Annotated in this window: 14 protein-coding genes; 7 read left to right on the plus strand and 7 right to left on the minus strand. The window is 68.0% G+C overall.

The features are described from left to right. The first annotated feature begins 6 nt into the window (after positions 1 to 6). Positions 7 to 570 carry an amino-acid N-acetyltransferase gene (locus EJ357_RS26205; RefSeq protein WP_126394030.1) on the plus strand — a complete coding sequence of 188 codons (564 nt, stop codon included), beginning with the start codon at positions 7 to 9 and terminating at the stop codon, positions 568 to 570. Between the two features lie 258 nt (positions 571 to 828). After that, on the plus strand, positions 829 to 1,164 hold the full coding sequence (locus tag EJ357_RS26210) for a histone-like nucleoid-structuring protein Lsr2 (protein WP_030959275.1): 336 nt from the start codon (positions 829 to 831) through the stop codon (positions 1,162 to 1,164). Positions 1,165 to 1,242: 78 nt separating this feature from the next. On the opposite strand, the gene EJ357_RS26215 is transcribed toward EJ357_RS26210, so the two are convergent. Further along, positions 1,243 to 1,947: an SCO3374 family protein gene (locus tag EJ357_RS26215; RefSeq protein WP_126394031.1), complete on the minus strand. Its 705-nt coding sequence runs from the start codon at positions 1,945 to 1,947 to the stop codon at positions 1,243 to 1,245. 430 nt (positions 1,948 to 2,377) lie between these two features. Between EJ357_RS26215 and EJ357_RS26225 the strand changes: the two genes are divergently transcribed. Continuing rightward, complete coding sequence (locus EJ357_RS26225; RefSeq protein WP_126394032.1) at positions 2,378 to 4,903, plus strand: ATP-dependent Clp protease ATP-binding subunit; 2,526 nt, start codon at positions 2,378 to 2,380, stop codon at positions 4,901 to 4,903. A gap of 79 nt (positions 4,904 to 4,982) precedes the next feature. On the opposite strand, the gene EJ357_RS26230 is transcribed toward EJ357_RS26225, so the two are convergent. Beyond that, positions 4,983 to 5,627 carry an HAD family acid phosphatase gene (locus EJ357_RS26230; protein ID WP_126394033.1) on the minus strand — a complete coding sequence of 215 codons (645 nt, stop codon included), beginning with the start codon at positions 5,625 to 5,627 and terminating at the stop codon, positions 4,983 to 4,985. Positions 5,628 to 6,121: 494 nt separating this feature from the next. Here EJ357_RS26230 and EJ357_RS26235 point away from each other — a divergent pair, with 494 nt between their 5' ends. Beyond that, positions 6,122 to 6,724: a M23 family metallopeptidase gene (locus EJ357_RS26235; protein WP_126394034.1), complete on the plus strand. Its 603-nt coding sequence runs from the start codon at positions 6,122 to 6,124 to the stop codon at positions 6,722 to 6,724. A 1-nt stretch (position 6,725) separates the two neighbouring features. On the opposite strand, the gene EJ357_RS26240 is transcribed toward EJ357_RS26235, so the two are convergent. Next, positions 6,726 to 7,325, minus strand: coding sequence for a TetR/AcrR family transcriptional regulator (locus tag EJ357_RS26240; protein WP_126394035.1), 600 nt, complete (start codon positions 7,323 to 7,325; stop codon positions 6,726 to 6,728). Between the two features lie 118 nt (positions 7,326 to 7,443). On the opposite strand from EJ357_RS26240, the gene EJ357_RS26245 reads away from it, so the two are divergent. The 3 genes from EJ357_RS26245 (at position 7,444) to EJ357_RS26255 (ending at position 10,025) form a co-directional block, all read left to right on the plus strand. Further along, positions 7,444 to 9,009, plus strand: a complete 1,566-nt coding sequence (locus tag EJ357_RS26245; protein WP_126394036.1) for an MDR family MFS transporter — start codon at positions 7,444 to 7,446, stop codon at positions 9,007 to 9,009. A gap of 82 nt (positions 9,010 to 9,091) precedes the next feature. Further along, a complete protein-coding gene (locus tag EJ357_RS26250; RefSeq protein ID WP_126394037.1) occupies positions 9,092 to 9,523 on the plus strand; it encodes a helix-turn-helix transcriptional regulator in 432 nt (143 codons plus the stop codon). Positions 9,524 to 9,578: 55 nt separating this feature from the next. Next, positions 9,579 to 10,025: a VOC family protein gene (locus tag EJ357_RS26255; protein ID WP_126394038.1), complete on the plus strand. Its 447-nt coding sequence runs from the start codon at positions 9,579 to 9,581 to the stop codon at positions 10,023 to 10,025. Between the two features lie 10 nt (positions 10,026 to 10,035). Here EJ357_RS26255 and cseC read toward each other — a convergent pair whose 3' ends face one another. The 4 genes from cseC to EJ357_RS26275 all read right to left on the minus strand — a co-directional run bounded on the left by cseC (position 10,036) and on the right by EJ357_RS26275 (position 13,654). After that, positions 10,036 to 11,535: a two-component system sensor histidine kinase CseC gene (cseC, locus tag EJ357_RS26260; RefSeq protein WP_228472604.1), complete on the minus strand. Its 1,500-nt coding sequence runs from the start codon at positions 11,533 to 11,535 to the stop codon at positions 10,036 to 10,038. An 11-nt stretch (positions 11,536 to 11,546) separates the two neighbouring features. Beyond that, on the minus strand, positions 11,547 to 12,251 hold the full coding sequence (cseB, locus tag EJ357_RS26265; RefSeq protein ID WP_126394039.1) for a two-component system response regulator CseB: 705 nt from the start codon (positions 12,249 to 12,251) through the stop codon (positions 11,547 to 11,549). Positions 12,252 to 12,377: 126 nt separating this feature from the next. Next, complete coding sequence (locus EJ357_RS26270; protein WP_126400057.1) at positions 12,378 to 12,983, minus strand: hypothetical protein; 606 nt, start codon at positions 12,981 to 12,983, stop codon at positions 12,378 to 12,380. A gap of 131 nt (positions 12,984 to 13,114) precedes the next feature. Beyond that, positions 13,115 to 13,654: a SigE family RNA polymerase sigma factor gene (locus EJ357_RS26275; RefSeq protein WP_003999062.1), complete on the minus strand. Its 540-nt coding sequence runs from the start codon at positions 13,652 to 13,654 to the stop codon at positions 13,115 to 13,117. Positions 13,655 to 13,796: the final 142 nt, after the last annotated feature.

The following is a 13,796-nucleotide window of genomic DNA, read 5'->3' on the forward strand; positions in this document are numbered from 1 at the left end:
CCGCTCATGTCAGCAGAGAGCCACTCCGCCGAGAGCCCCTCGGCGGAGAGCCCAGAAGTCACCGCAAAAGCCATCACCGTCCGGCGGGCCCGCACCAGCGATGTCCCGGTGGTGCGTCGTCTCCTTGACGAGTACGTCCAGCGTCGCATCCTGCTCGACAAAGCCACGGTCACGCTTTACGAGGACATCCAGGAGTTCTGGGTCGCAGAACGCGACGACAACGGCGAGGTCGTCGGCTGCGGCGCCCTGCACGTGATGTGGGAAGACCTGGCGGAAGTCCGCACTCTCGCCGTGAAGCCCGGCCTGAAGGGCGCCGGCGTCGGTCATCAGTTGCTGGAGAAGTTGCTGCACACCGCGCGCTGGCTCGGCGTTCGACGGGTTTTCTGTCTGACCTTCGAAGTGGACTTCTTCGGCAAGCACGGCTTCGTCGAGATCGGCGAGACCCCGGTTGACACCGATGTCTACGCGGAGCTGCTGCGTTCCTATGACGAGGGCGTGGCGGAGTTCCTCGGTCTCGAACGAGTGAAACCGAACACCTTGGGCAACAGCCGGATGCTTCTGCATCTGTGATCGCCGGGGATCCACCAAGGATCCACAACCCGTATTCAGGCCGAGCGGCCATGCCCGGGTTCCCTATGTCCGAAACGCGCATGTTTCCGGACGAGGGTCGGGCCTCTGGGTCTCTCTGGGTCTCTCCCGGGGGTTTGTGTTTTTCCCGCAAAAGCGGTTTGCTTTCCGACGTACTGCAGTACTGCATATAACAGGGGACGGTGAAACGGCGCACGCCGTAGACCCCCGGCCCTCAAGTTATCGATGAAAGGAAATCCGGTGGCACAGAAGGTTCAGGTCCTTCTTGTCGACGACCTCGACGGCGGCGAGGCGGACGAGACCGTGACGTTCGCGCTGGACGGCAAGACGTACGAGATCGATCTCACGACTGCCAATGCGGACAAGCTCCGTGGCCTTCTCGACCCTTACGTGAAGGGCGGTCGTCGTACCGGAGGCCGTGCTTCGGGTGGTCGCGGAAAGGCGCGCGCCGCTTCCGGTGGCAGTCAGGACACCGCGCAGATCCGCGCGTGGGCCAAGGAGAACGGCTACGAGGTCAACGACCGCGGCCGTGTTCCCGCGTCCATTCGCGAGGCATACGAGAAGGCCAACGCCTGATCGAGGCCATGGCTTGATCAATGGCCAACGTCTGGTTCAAGGCCAGAGTTCGACCGGCGAACAGGCCAAAAGCCTGTTCTACGGACAGGGCGACGGCTGTGCGCCCGCGCGCCGCAGTCGCAAGCGGTGGCAATGCGTTGCCACCGTGTCCAGAACCCGCACCAGATCGGGGGCGCCCCCACCGCCCCCCATGGCCGACAGTGTCGGCAGCGAGGCCTCGACCTCGCCCCCAGGCTCGGGGGGCCGCAGCCACACGGCGGCCCCCTGCACGGCATCGGGACGGCCCGTGGAAAGCGGCCGCACCGCGCAGGGCACCGGCAGACAAGGACGCCGTACGGCCGCCCTCGGCCCCGGCTCGACCGGATGCCGTACGGCCGTGACGGGCTCCCACTCGGATCGCACCGGCGCCTCCATGAGGTCGCCCTCGCCGAGCGTCGTCAGGTCCAGGGGCAGCGTGCCCCACTCCAGCCAGTCCAGCGCCCCGGGGACCTCCTGCGCGTCGCCCGCGGCGATGAGCAGCCGCATCCGGTCGCCCGTTGCGGCCACCGGGGACCCCGGCGCCAGATGACGCAGCGCCGCGAGGCCCGCCGCGGCCGGGACGTCCAGGACGTCGAAGCGCGGGCCCACGCGAAGGAACAGAGGGAATCCGGGTGCTCCGGGCACCACCGGCCAGCCCAGTTCGTTCTCGTACCACCGACGGACCTGATCGCTCGGATCGAGCGGCCGACGGGGAAGGGGGATCGTGGCGAGGTCCGTGGTGATCACGGGGCGGGTGCCGACCATGCCAAGTGCAACCGCCGAAAGAGCATGCGAGTTACGCTGGGTGTCCTAGCGGATGCGCAGAGTGTCGAAAAGGGGGCGTGCGGGGGGTGCGGGGAGGCGCAAGGTTGTTCGCCCGTAGCGGAGGGAACCGGGGGGCGCGGCATGGAGTGTCAGTCCCAGCGGGTAAGACATCCCTAGTGGGAGGGGGCGACACGCAGGACAGTGGGTCTCACGTTCGCCATCGGCGTACTGATGGTGAGGGTAACCACCTGGCCTGCGGGAACATCGTCTCGCACCATCGGGTTGGAGCAGATGTCGGCGTTCGGGGTCAGGAGGCCATCGACGGTGTCGGCAGTTGGAATGAGCGGTCCCCGCTTGCGGGACTAAGCTGCGGAAGGACAGGGAGGGGAAGTTCCCCCCACTGCCTGACCGCTCTGAGGAGCGATTAACGATGTTCGAGAGGTTCACCGACCGCGCGCGGCGGGTTGTCGTCCTGGCTCAGGAAGAAGCCCGGATGCTCAACCACAACTACATCGGCACCGAGCACATCCTCCTGGGCCTGATCCATGAGGGTGAGGGTGTCGCCGCCAAGGCCCTTGAGAGCCTCGGGATTTCGCTCGAGGCGGTCCGCCAGCAGGTGGAGGAGATCATCGGGCAGGGGCAGCAGGCCCCGTCCGGGCACATCCCCTTCACCCCCCGTGCCAAGAAGGTCCTGGAGCTGTCGCTCCGCGAGGCCCTTCAGCTGGGCCACAACTACATCGGCACGGAGCACATCCTGCTCGGCCTGATCCGTGAGGGCGAGGGCGTCGCCGCCCAGGTCCTGGTCAAGCTGGGCGCAGATCTCAACCGGGTGCGGCAGCAGGTCATCCAGCTGCTCTCCGGTTACCAGGGCAAGGAGACCGCCACCGCCGGCGGGCCTGCCGAGGGCACCCCCTCGACGTCCCTGGTCCTCGACCAGTTCGGCCGGAACCTCACCCAGGCCGCTCGTGAGTCCAAGCTCGACCCGGTCATCGGGCGCGAGAAGGAGATCGAGCGGGTCATGCAGGTGCTGTCCCGCCGTACCAAGAACAACCCGGTCCTGATCGGTGAGCCCGGCGTCGGCAAGACCGCCGTCGTCGAGGGACTCGCCCAGGCCATCGTCAAGGGCGAGGTGCCCGAGACCCTCAAGGACAAGCACCTCTACACCCTGGACCTCGGCGCGCTGGTCGCCGGCTCCCGCTACCGCGGTGACTTCGAGGAGCGCCTGAAGAAGGTCCTCAAGGAGATCCGCACCCGCGGCGACATCATCCTGTTCATCGACGAGCTCCACACGCTGGTCGGTGCGGGTGCCGCCGAGGGCGCCATCGACGCGGCCTCCATCCTGAAGCCGATGCTGGCCCGCGGTGAGCTGCAGACCATCGGTGCGACCACGCTGGACGAGTACCGCAAGCACCTGGAGAAGGACGCGGCCCTGGAGCGCCGCTTCCAGCCCATCCAGGTCGCCGAGCCGTCCCTGCCGCACACGATCGAGATCCTCAAGGGTCTGCGCGACCGGTACGAGGCCCACCACCGGGTCTCCATCACCGACGAGGCGCTGGTCCAGGCCGCCACCCTGGCCGACCGGTACATCTCGGACCGCTTCCTGCCGGACAAGGCGATCGACCTGATCGACGAGGCCGGTTCCCGGATGCGCATCCGCCGGATGACCGCGCCGCCGGACCTGCGCGAGTTCGACGAGAAGATCGCCGGTGTCCGCCGGGACAAGGAGTCCGCGATCGACTCGCAGGACTTCGAGAAGGCCGCCTCCCTGCGCGACAAGGAGAAGCAGCTCCTCGCCGCGAAGGCCAAGCGGGAGAAGGAGTGGAAGGCCGGCGACATGGACGTCGTCGCCGAGGTCGACGGCGAGCTGATCGCCGAGGTCCTCGCGACCGCCACCGGCATCCCGGTCTTCAAGCTGACCGAGGAGGAGTCCAGCCGCCTGCTCCGCATGGAGGACGAGCTCCACAAGCGGGTCATCGGCCAGGTCGACGCCGTCAAGGCGCTGTCGAAGGCGATCCGCCGTACGCGTGCCGGTCTGAAGGACCCGAAGCGTCCGGGTGGCTCGTTCATCTTCGCCGGCCCGTCCGGTGTCGGTAAGACCGAGCTGTCCAAGGCGCTCGCCGAGTTCCTCTTCGGTGACGAGGACGCGCTGATCTCCCTCGACATGTCGGAGTTCAGCGAGAAGCACACGGTCTCGCGTCTCTTCGGTTCGCCCCCCGGCTACGTGGGCTACGAAGAGGGCGGCCAGCTGACCGAGAAGGTCCGCCGCAAGCCGTTCTCCGTCGTCCTCTTCGACGAGGTCGAGAAGGCCCACCCGGACATCTTCAACTCGCTGCTGCAGATCCTGGAGGACGGTCGCCTGACCGACTCCCAGGGCCGGGTCGTGGACTTCAAGAACACGGTCATCATCATGACGACCAACCTCGGCACCCGGGACATCTCCAAGGGCTTCAACCTGGGCTTCGCGGCCTCGGGTGACACGAAGACCAACTACGAGCGCATGAAGAACAAGGTCTCGGACGAGCTCAAGCAGCACTTCCGCCCCGAGTTCCTCAACCGCGTCGACGACGTGGTCGTCTTCCCGCAGCTGACCCAGGACGACATCCTCGCGATCGTCGACCTGATGATCGGCAAGGTGGACGAGCGCCTGAAGGACCGGGACATGGGCATCGAGCTCTCCCAGTCCGCCAAGGAGCTGCTGTCCAAGAAGGGTTACGACCCGGTGCTGGGTGCGCGTCCGCTGCGTCGCACCATCCAGCGCGAGATCGAGGACTCGCTGTCGGAGAAGATCCTCTTCGGCGAGCTGCGCCCCGGTCACATCGTGGTCGTGGACACCGAGGGCGAGGGCGAGAACAAGACCTTCACCTTCCGCGGTGAGGAGAAGGCTGCGCTGCCGGACGTCCCGCCGATCGAGCAGGCGGCCGGTGGATCCGGGCCGAACCTGAGCAAGGAGGCCTGACCCCCCGGGGGGTTGAGCCGAAGAAAGGGGCCGGTGCTGAAAGCACCGGCCCCTTTCGCATGCCCGGGGAAGGGGTGGTTTACGACAACTGACCGTCGTAGTCAGGCAGCTTGTACGTCTTCTCGGCGTGGCCGCCCGACAGGTCGGTGGCGCTGTTGCCGATGTTCGCGATGATCGTGTAGCCCTTGTTCTCGATGTCGACGCGCTTGGCCGTCTTGTACTCGGCGACATTCTTGAAGAGGTCGACGAAGCTGCGCACGTAGAGGCCGGAGACCTGGTAACCGACGTGCTTGAGGTTGTAGTCGGTCACCGAGGCGATGATGCCCGGGCGGGCGGTCACGAAGAACAGGGAGACGCCGTGCTCCTGGGCGTACTTGGCGACCTCCAGGACCGGCTTGTTGGCCGGCTGCGGGTAGCTGAAGCCGAAGTCCGTCTCCAGGGTGGTGTTGTCGATGTCGAAGACGATCGCCTGCTTCTCACCCGGCTTGGTGTTCGCGATCCGCTGCTTCAGATAGGGCAGTGCCTGGCCCATCAGTGCCTGGCAGTCCTGCTGCCAGGTGGCGTAGTCGACATCCGCCGCGGATGCCGTCGCTGCCGCAGTGGCGGCGGAGGAAGTGCTTGTCGCGGTCGTGGTCGCCGCGTCGGCGGGGACCGCGAGGGCCACGAGGGCGGCGGCGGAGGCGGTGCTGACCGCGATACGGCGCGCCCAGGGGCGAAGCGTCATGTGGGGGTCCTCTCACGTCACGTGCGCGGGTTGTCGCGTGCATGGTCGTGTGCGTGGGTGGCTGGTGGGGAACCAGCGGGTTACCGGACGGTAGCTCACGTTGAGGCGTCGCTCACATAACTGCGCAGGATTTCGTTACGAGTTGATGGTTGGGCCGCGTAGCGCCCGTCACATTCCGGGGTCTCTTGATTGCGCTCGGCGGTGACATGCCGCACAGGCGATTTGTCCGTTACTAGTGGGAATAGTGGAAACGGGGGAGTGGGACAAAAGGGACTTTCATTGCGTAAATGACTGTGCGGTTTCCGCATCCGTGCTGGTTCGTCCGGAATGAGGGCTCTGTCAAGATGCGGTGATTTTTATGGCGGAGTACTAGCGTCCGTCGTAGATAAGGGGTTTTGGGGTTCGGGCGGCCGGGGGTTACCAAGGGATGGCCATCCGGTGAGCGCCCAGTGCGTCGGGTGGTTTTCTCTGTCGCCGTCCCCATGAGGTTTCGCATGTCTCCGCGCTTCTCCTTCCGTTCGCCCCGTACGTCCGCGTTCCGCACCCGTGCCGCTGTGGTGGCCGCCGGCCTGGGGGCCTCGGTCGTGCTGGGCGCCGGAGGCGCGGTCGCTGCCGAGCTGACCTCCGCCACCGGTGTCTCCACCGCCGTACAGGCTCAGTCCGCCGCCAAGCAGGCCGCGTCCTGGGTGAGCCCGGTGAAGAAGTACACGAAGTCCGCGAGCTACGCGCAGGCCGGCGGCATGTGGCAGTCCACCCACAGCGGGCAGGACTTCGCCGTCGCCAGCGGCACCCAGGTCGTGGCCGCGCACGGCGGCACCGTCGTCAAGGCCGGCGGCAACGGCGCCGGTGACGGTCCCGCGTATGGCAACGCCGTCGTCATCAAGCACGGCAACGGGACCTACTCCCAGTACGCCCACCTGTCGCGCATCGACGTGAAGGTCGGCCAGGTCGTCAAGACCGGCCAGCAGATAGCCAAGTCCGGCAACACCGGCAACTCCAGTGGGCCGCACCTGCACTTCGAGATCCGTACGACCGCCAACTACGGCTCCGCGGTCGACCCCGTGGCCTTCCTGCGGGCCAAGGGTCTGAAGATCTGAGTCACCGAGCCGTTCGGGTGCCCTGATGCGCCTGAGTGACCAGGTCCGTGGCGACCTCCAGGACTGCCTTGTGCTTGTCCTCGGGGTCGCCTTCGAGGTCCTGCAGGAGGAACATCCCGGCGTGCAGCGTGAACAGGGCGCTGATGCAGCGGACCTGGTCGACCAGGTCGGAGTCCGGGTCGATGACGATGTCGCGCATGCCGAGCATGCGGTTCTTGAACATCTCGCCGATGCTCAGCTCGCGCACCGTCGCCTGGTTCTCCTGCATGAAGCGGAACAGCGGTGCCGCGTCGGTCAGGGCCTGGCTGTAGCGGCGTACGATCTCCTGCTTGGTCTCGAGTGAGTGCGGCTGCCGCCTGCCCCACTCGATCAGTTCCTCGATAGGCTTCGTCAGATCCTCGAAGATGCTGACGATGATCTCTTCCTTGGTCTTGAAGTGGTAGTACAAGGCCGCTTTCGTGACCTCCAGCCGCTCGGCGATCTCGCGCAGAGAGGTCTTCTCGTAGCCCTGCTCGGCGAAGAGTTCGAGGGCCACGTCCTGGATGCGCTGGCGGGTGTTCCCGCGGCGCCGCTGCTTGGTGCCGTCCATGGTGCCACCCATCCTCGTACTCCTCGGCTTTCCGTAAAACTTACTTGACGCCCGGCTAGTTACGCACCTACCTTCCCTGAGTGTAGGCAACTAGCCGGGCGGCAAGTAAGTAGCTGGGGGAGTGGGAGCCATGGCGGACACACTGGCAGTGGACACAGGGCCGGCGGATCAGGCGAAGCAAGCCGATCAGGCCGACAAGCAGCCGAAGAGCGTACGGGTCGTGCTGCTCGCGCTGATGATCACGATGATGCTGGCGATGCTCGACAACATGATCGTGGGCACCGCTATGCCGACGATCGTGGGTGAGCTGGGCGGCCTGGAGCATCTGTCGTGGGTCGTCACGGCGTACACCCTGGCGACCGCCGCCTCCACTCCGCTGTGGGGCAAGCTCGGCGACATGTACGGCCGCAAGGGCATCTTCATGTCGTCGATCGTGCTGTTCCTGATCGGCTCCGCGCTCAGCGGCATGGCCCAGGACATGGGGCAGCTGATCGCGTTCCGGGCGGTGCAGGGTCTGGGTGCCGGTGGTCTGATGGTCGGCGTCATGGCGATCATCGGCGATCTGATTCCGCCGCGGGAGCGGGGCAAGTACCAGGGCATGATGGCCGGCGTGATGGCGCTCGCGATGATCGCCGGGCCGCTGGTCGGCGGCACCATCACCGACCACTGGGGCTGGCGCTGGGCGTTCTACATCAACCTGCCGCTCGGCGTCGTGGCGCTCGCCGCGATCAGTGCCGTGCTGCATCTGCCGAAGAAGCGGGCACAGGCGCGGATCGACTATCTGGGCGCCGCGCTGCTGACCGTGGGGATCACCGCGATCGTGCTGGTCACCACCTGGGGCGGTACGGAGTACGCCTGGACGTCCGCGCGGATCATGGAGCTCATCGGGATCGGCGTGGCCTCGCTCGTCGGGTTCGTGTTCTGGCAGACCAGGGCCGCGGAGCCGGTGGTCCCGCTGCACATCTTCCGCAGCCGGAACTTCACGCTGATGTCCCTGATCGGCTTCATCACCGGGTTCGTGATGTTCGGCGCGACGCTCTTCCTGCCGCTGTACCAGCAGTCGGTGCAGGGCGCCTCCGCCACCAACTCCGGGCTGCTGCTGCTGCCGATGCTCGGCGCGATGCTGGTCACCTCGATGGTCGCCGGGCGGGTGACCACCAACACCGGGCGCTACAAGGTCTTCCCGGTCGTCGGCAGCGTCCTGATGGTCGTCGGGCTGTACCTGCTGTCGACGATGGACACCGGGACGAGCCAGTTCACCTCCGGTGTGTTCATGGCCGTGGTCGGCTTCGGCATGGGCTGTCTGATGCAGATCACCATGCTGGTCGCGCAGAACAGCGTCGAGATGAAGGACATGGGCGTCGCGTCCTCGTCCACCACGCTCTTCCGTACGCTCGGCTCCTCGTTCGGCGTCGCGATCATGGGCGCGCTGTTCAACAACCGGGTGCAGGACGTCATGGCCGAGCGGGGCGGGTCGCTGGGGTCGAAGGTGACCGAGCAGTCGGCACAGCTGGACGCGGCGAGCCTGGCGAAGCTGCCGGAGGCGGTGCGTGAGGCGTACCAGCACGCGGTGTCGGCCGGGACGCACTCGGCGTTCCTGCTGGGTGCCGTGATCGCCGTGCTGTCCCTGGCGGCGGCCGTGTTCGTGAAGGAGGTGCCGCTCAAGGGGGCGGGGCCGCAGGAGGACGCCGGCTGAGCGCGCCGTACCTGGAAGGTCCTCGGGTGGGGTGCCGCCCGAGGACCTTTCGTTGTCAGTGGGCCGTGTCACCATCGGGTTCATGGACAAGGTGCGGCAGCTGCGGCTGGCCAAGGACGCGATGGACCGGGAGTGGGCCGATCCGGAGCTCGACCTGGTTGCCGTTGCCGCGCACGCCGGGTACTCGCGGTATCACTTCGTACGGGCCTTCAAGGAGGTGTACGGCGAGACCCCGGGGCAGTATCTGACGCATCGGCGGATCGAGCGGGCCGAGGAGTATCTGCGGGTGGCCAATCTGACCGTGACGGAGATCTGCCACCTGGTCGGCTTCAGCAGCCTCGGGACGTTCTCGGCGAAGTTCAAGGCGCGCACCGGCCTGTCGCCGAGCGAGTACCGCGAGAAGCACGTCGGGCGCGGGGCCGCGCTGATACCGGGGTGCTACGCGATGTGGTGGGCGGGCGGGTTCCCCCAGGGCCCCGGCGCGCAGCGCAATTCTGAAGAAGCGGGCCGGTGACTCGGCTGCCTACGGTGACGGGGCAGGAGCCGATCACCGCGAACAGGAGCACACGATGATCAAGGGACTCAAGATTTCGACCGTCTGGGTACTCGATCAGGATAGGGCGAAGGAGTTCTACACCGAGAAGCTCGGCCTTGAGGTCCGTACGGACATGTCGATGGGCGAGGGCGGAATGCGCTGGCTGACCGTGGGCTCCGAGAACCAGCCGGACGTCGAGCTCACCCTCATGGTGCCCGGCCCGCCCGCGCTGGACCCCGAGTCCGCCGAGATGGTGAAGAAGCTCGTGACCAAGGGGGTGCTCGGCGCCGGTGTGCTGACCACCGACGACATCCACGGCGACTACAAGCGGCTCAAGGACCGCGGGGTGGAGTTCCTCCAGGAACCGCAGGAGCGTCCGTACGGCACGGAGGCGCTGTTCCGCGACGACTCGGGGAACTGGTTCTCGTTCACCCAGCCCCGCGAAGGCGCCCTGGACATGTCGAAGGACTGGTCCTGCTGAGCCGGAGGCCCTACGGCAGCATCGGGTAGCTCCCCGTGTTCGTCGGCGCGTGCTCCGGGAGCCAGAGGACGGCCACCGCGCCCTCGGCCTGCACATGATCGGGGGCGCCCGCCGGGCGTACGTTGCGGAAGGTCAGACGGGCGCCCAGCACCCGGGCCTGACCTGCCGCGATCGTCAGGCCGAGGCCGTGGCCGTGGCCCGAGCGGTCGCTGCTGCCCGTGCGGAAGCGGCTCGGGCCGTCGGCGAGCAGGTCCTCGGGGAAACCGGGGCCGTGGTCGCGGACCCGGATGACCCGGCCCTCGACGCTGACCTCGATCGGCGGCCTGCCGTGCCGCGCCGCGTTGGCCAGCAGGTTGAACAGCACCCGCTCCAGGCGCCGCGGGTCGGTCGTGACCGCCGACTCGTGGATGACCCGCACCTCGATGGCGGGGTCCTTCGCCGCGACCCGCCGGCTGACGAACTCGCCCAGCATGATGTCCTGCAACTCGGCCCGCTCCGAGGCACTGTCCAGGCGGGCCACCTCCAGGACGTCCTCGACGAGCTTGCGCATGGCCTTCGCCCGGTCCAGCACCAGCTCGGTGGGCCGGCCCGGCGGCAGCAGCTCGGCCGCCGTCAGCAGCCCGGTCACCGGCGTGCGCAACTCGTGCGCGATGTCCGCGGTGACCCGGCGCTCCGCGTCCAGCCGCTGCTGCAGCGCGTCCGCCATGGCGTCCACCGCGCTCGCGAGATCGTCGGTCTCGTCCCGTACGACACCCCCGATGGCGTCCCGCACCCGCACGTCCGGCTCACCGCTCGCGACCTGGTTGGCCGCGGCCGCCGCCTTGCGCAGCCGGCGCGACAACTGCCCGCCGATGAGGACGCCCAGCGCGCTGCCGCCGACGACGACCGAGATGGAACCGATGATCATGGCCTGGTCGAGGCGGTTGAGGATGTGCTCGCTGCGGTCGGTCCAGCCGGTGCGCAGCGACAGGACGTGCCCGTCGTTGAGCGGTACGGCGGCCCAGATGTCGGGCGCCCCGCTCGACGTGTTCGTCACATACGTCGCCCGCCGGCCCTCCTCGACCTTGTCCCGCAGCGCCGCCGGCAGCGCCGGGTCGTCGATCGTGGCGTTGGGGAAGTTCAGCCGCTTGGACTGCTCGTAGCTGCGCTGGGCGATCTGGATGCGCTCGTCCGCGAGGTCGCGCGCGCTGTCCAGCATCGAGACCCGGGCCTGGTTGTGCACGACCAGGCTCAGCACGACCGCCACCAGCGCGCCGACCAGCGCGATCGCCGCACTCAGCTTCCATCTCAGGCCCGTACGAATGGCCACCCGGCTGCCCGCGCGGGTGCCCGCACGCCTGTTCGCGTCCTTGCCCGCACGCCCGCTCACGGCCGTGTCCGTACGGCCGATCACGCCGGTGTCCGTACGACCGACCACGCGCGTGGCCGCGATGTCCGCCGGATCCGTGAGGCCCGCGTGCCCTGTCTGTCCCGCGCCGGACGGGACCGGGCGTCTGAACATCCCCCTCATGCCCGCCTCGCTCAGGCCTTCAGCTTGTAGCCGAAGCCACGGACCGTCTCGATACGGTCCTGGCCGATCTTCGTCCGCAGCCGCTGCACATGGACGTCGACGACCCGGGTGTCCCCGCCCCAGCCGTAGTCCCACACACGCTCCAGCAGCTTGTCCCGCGACAGCACCGTGCCCGGCGCCGAGGAGAACTCCAGCAGCAGCCGCATCTCGGTCGGCGTGAGCGCCACCGGCTGGCCGGCCTTGCGTACCTCCATGCCCTCGGTGTCGACCTCCAGATCGCCGAAGGCCAGCACCCCGCCGGTGGCGGCCGCGTCGGGCTCCTCGGCCCGGTCACCGCCGCTCGCGTGTCCGAAGCGGCGCAGCACGGCGCGGATCCGCGCGACCAGCACGGCACCGTCGAACGGCTTGGTCACGTAGTCGTCCGCGCCCGCCTCCAGGCCCAGCACCACGTCGATCGAGTCCGCCCGCGCCGAGAGCATGATCACCGGCACGGTCGACTCGTCACGGATGCGACGGCACAGGCTGACCCCGTCCAGACCGGGGACCATGACGTCCAGCAACGCGATGTCCGGCCGGTCCGCCCGGAACGCCTCCAGGCCCGACAGCCCGTCGGGCATGGCGGTGACCGCGAAGCCGTCCCGCTCCAGGGCGAGTTGGGTGGCCTCGCGGATGACGTCGTCGTCCTCGACGAAAAGGACGTGGGTCTGGTCTGCCATCCCGGTGCTCTCAGTCCTCGTATGCCGTGTGTCGTGTGCCGTGTGGCGTCTGTCGTGTGTCGAGTGCTACTTGAGGGACGCGCGGACCGGCCGATGCGTTCACCTCAGTCGCCGTACGCCCGCTCCTCAGCTGTCGGGAGCCGCCGACTCGGCACCTCCGCCGAGGTCGCCGTATTCGGTACGCGAGTCGTACTCCTGGACGAAGCGGTCGGACTTCCACAGGTATGAGATCACGTTCTCGCTGGACGGGTTCGACAGCGCGTCGTCCTTGGCGTACACCTGCTCGGTCACCACCAGGTAGCCGCGGTCGATCTCCGCGTAGACCGGAGGCTCCTCGGCCTTGAACACATTGCGGTACTCGCCGTCCTGCTCCCGGTACACGTACGAGGCGACGCCGACCGAATCGCCGCAGGACAGGACGTTGACCACGATGTCCTCCGTCGATCCGCCGGTCAGTTCGCCGTACGACACGTCGACGGGATAGTCGTCGGACACGCACGGCTGCAGCTCGCGCTTGACCTCTCCCGACACCTTGGGGTCCGCCTTGACCAGACGCACGGCCTCCTCCGGGTCCGGGGCGGCCGAGGCGGAGGGCGTGGCCATGGGAGCGAGCGACGACTTGGCGGCCGAGCCGCCCGACAGGTCGGCGTGCGCCGGTCCCTCGTCGCGGGCGCCGGTGCCGCCGGTCGCGCACGCGGAGACGAAAAGGGCGAGGGCGACGACCACGGCCATCGCCGTGAACGCCGCCTGCGAGGTCCCCCGGACGGGTGCCGGTCCGGGGCGGTCGGATCCGATCTCCGCGGATTCCCCGTCCGTGCCCCGGTCACCCCTGTCCGTGTGCCTGGTGCCGCCCGTCGTGGTGCCTAGGCCGCGCAACGCTCCCGCTCCTCACGCTCCAGCGCGCGTGCGTCCAGATCACGGCTCTCCAGCTCCTCGCGGAGCCGGGCGAGCGCCCGGTGCAGCGTGCTCTTGACCGTTCCGGCCGACATGCCGAGGGCCGCGGCCGTCTCCTCCGTGGACATCTGCTCCCAGTGTCGCAGCACCACGACGCTGCGCTGCTTCGGTGCCAGAACCTTCATGATGTCCATCAGCAGAGCGCGGTCCGCGTGCTGCTCGGTGGAGTCGTCGACGGAGGCGTCCGGGAGCTGCTCGGTCGGCACCTCCTCCAGCTTGCGGGCCCGCCACCACTCGGTCCGCGTGTTGATCATCACGCGGCGCAGGTAGGCGTCCGCGAGCCGCTTGTCCGCTATGCCGTCCCAGCGGTGGTACGTCCGCACCAGCGCCGTCTGCAGCAGGTCCTGCGCGTCCACCGGGTCCGGGACCAGTCGGCGGGCGCTGCGCAGCAGCGCGTCCTGCCGGGTGCGGACGTACTCCTCGAACTCGAGCACCTCGCCCTGCGCCATGTTGACCGCCTCCCGTTTCCCCGTTCCCGGCCGGCTTGTTCGCCGTCGGTTCCACTGCCTGTGGTTCGTAGTCGTCCCCGCCTGTCGGGTACGGAAATGAAGCTACGGAGGCGTTGTCACGGGCCTGTCCGAAGCAGCCTGC

The organism is Streptomyces cyaneochromogenes (assembly GCF_003963535.1).
Taxonomy (GTDB): Bacteria; Actinomycetota; Actinomycetes; order Streptomycetales; family Streptomycetaceae; genus Streptomyces; species Streptomyces shaanxiensis.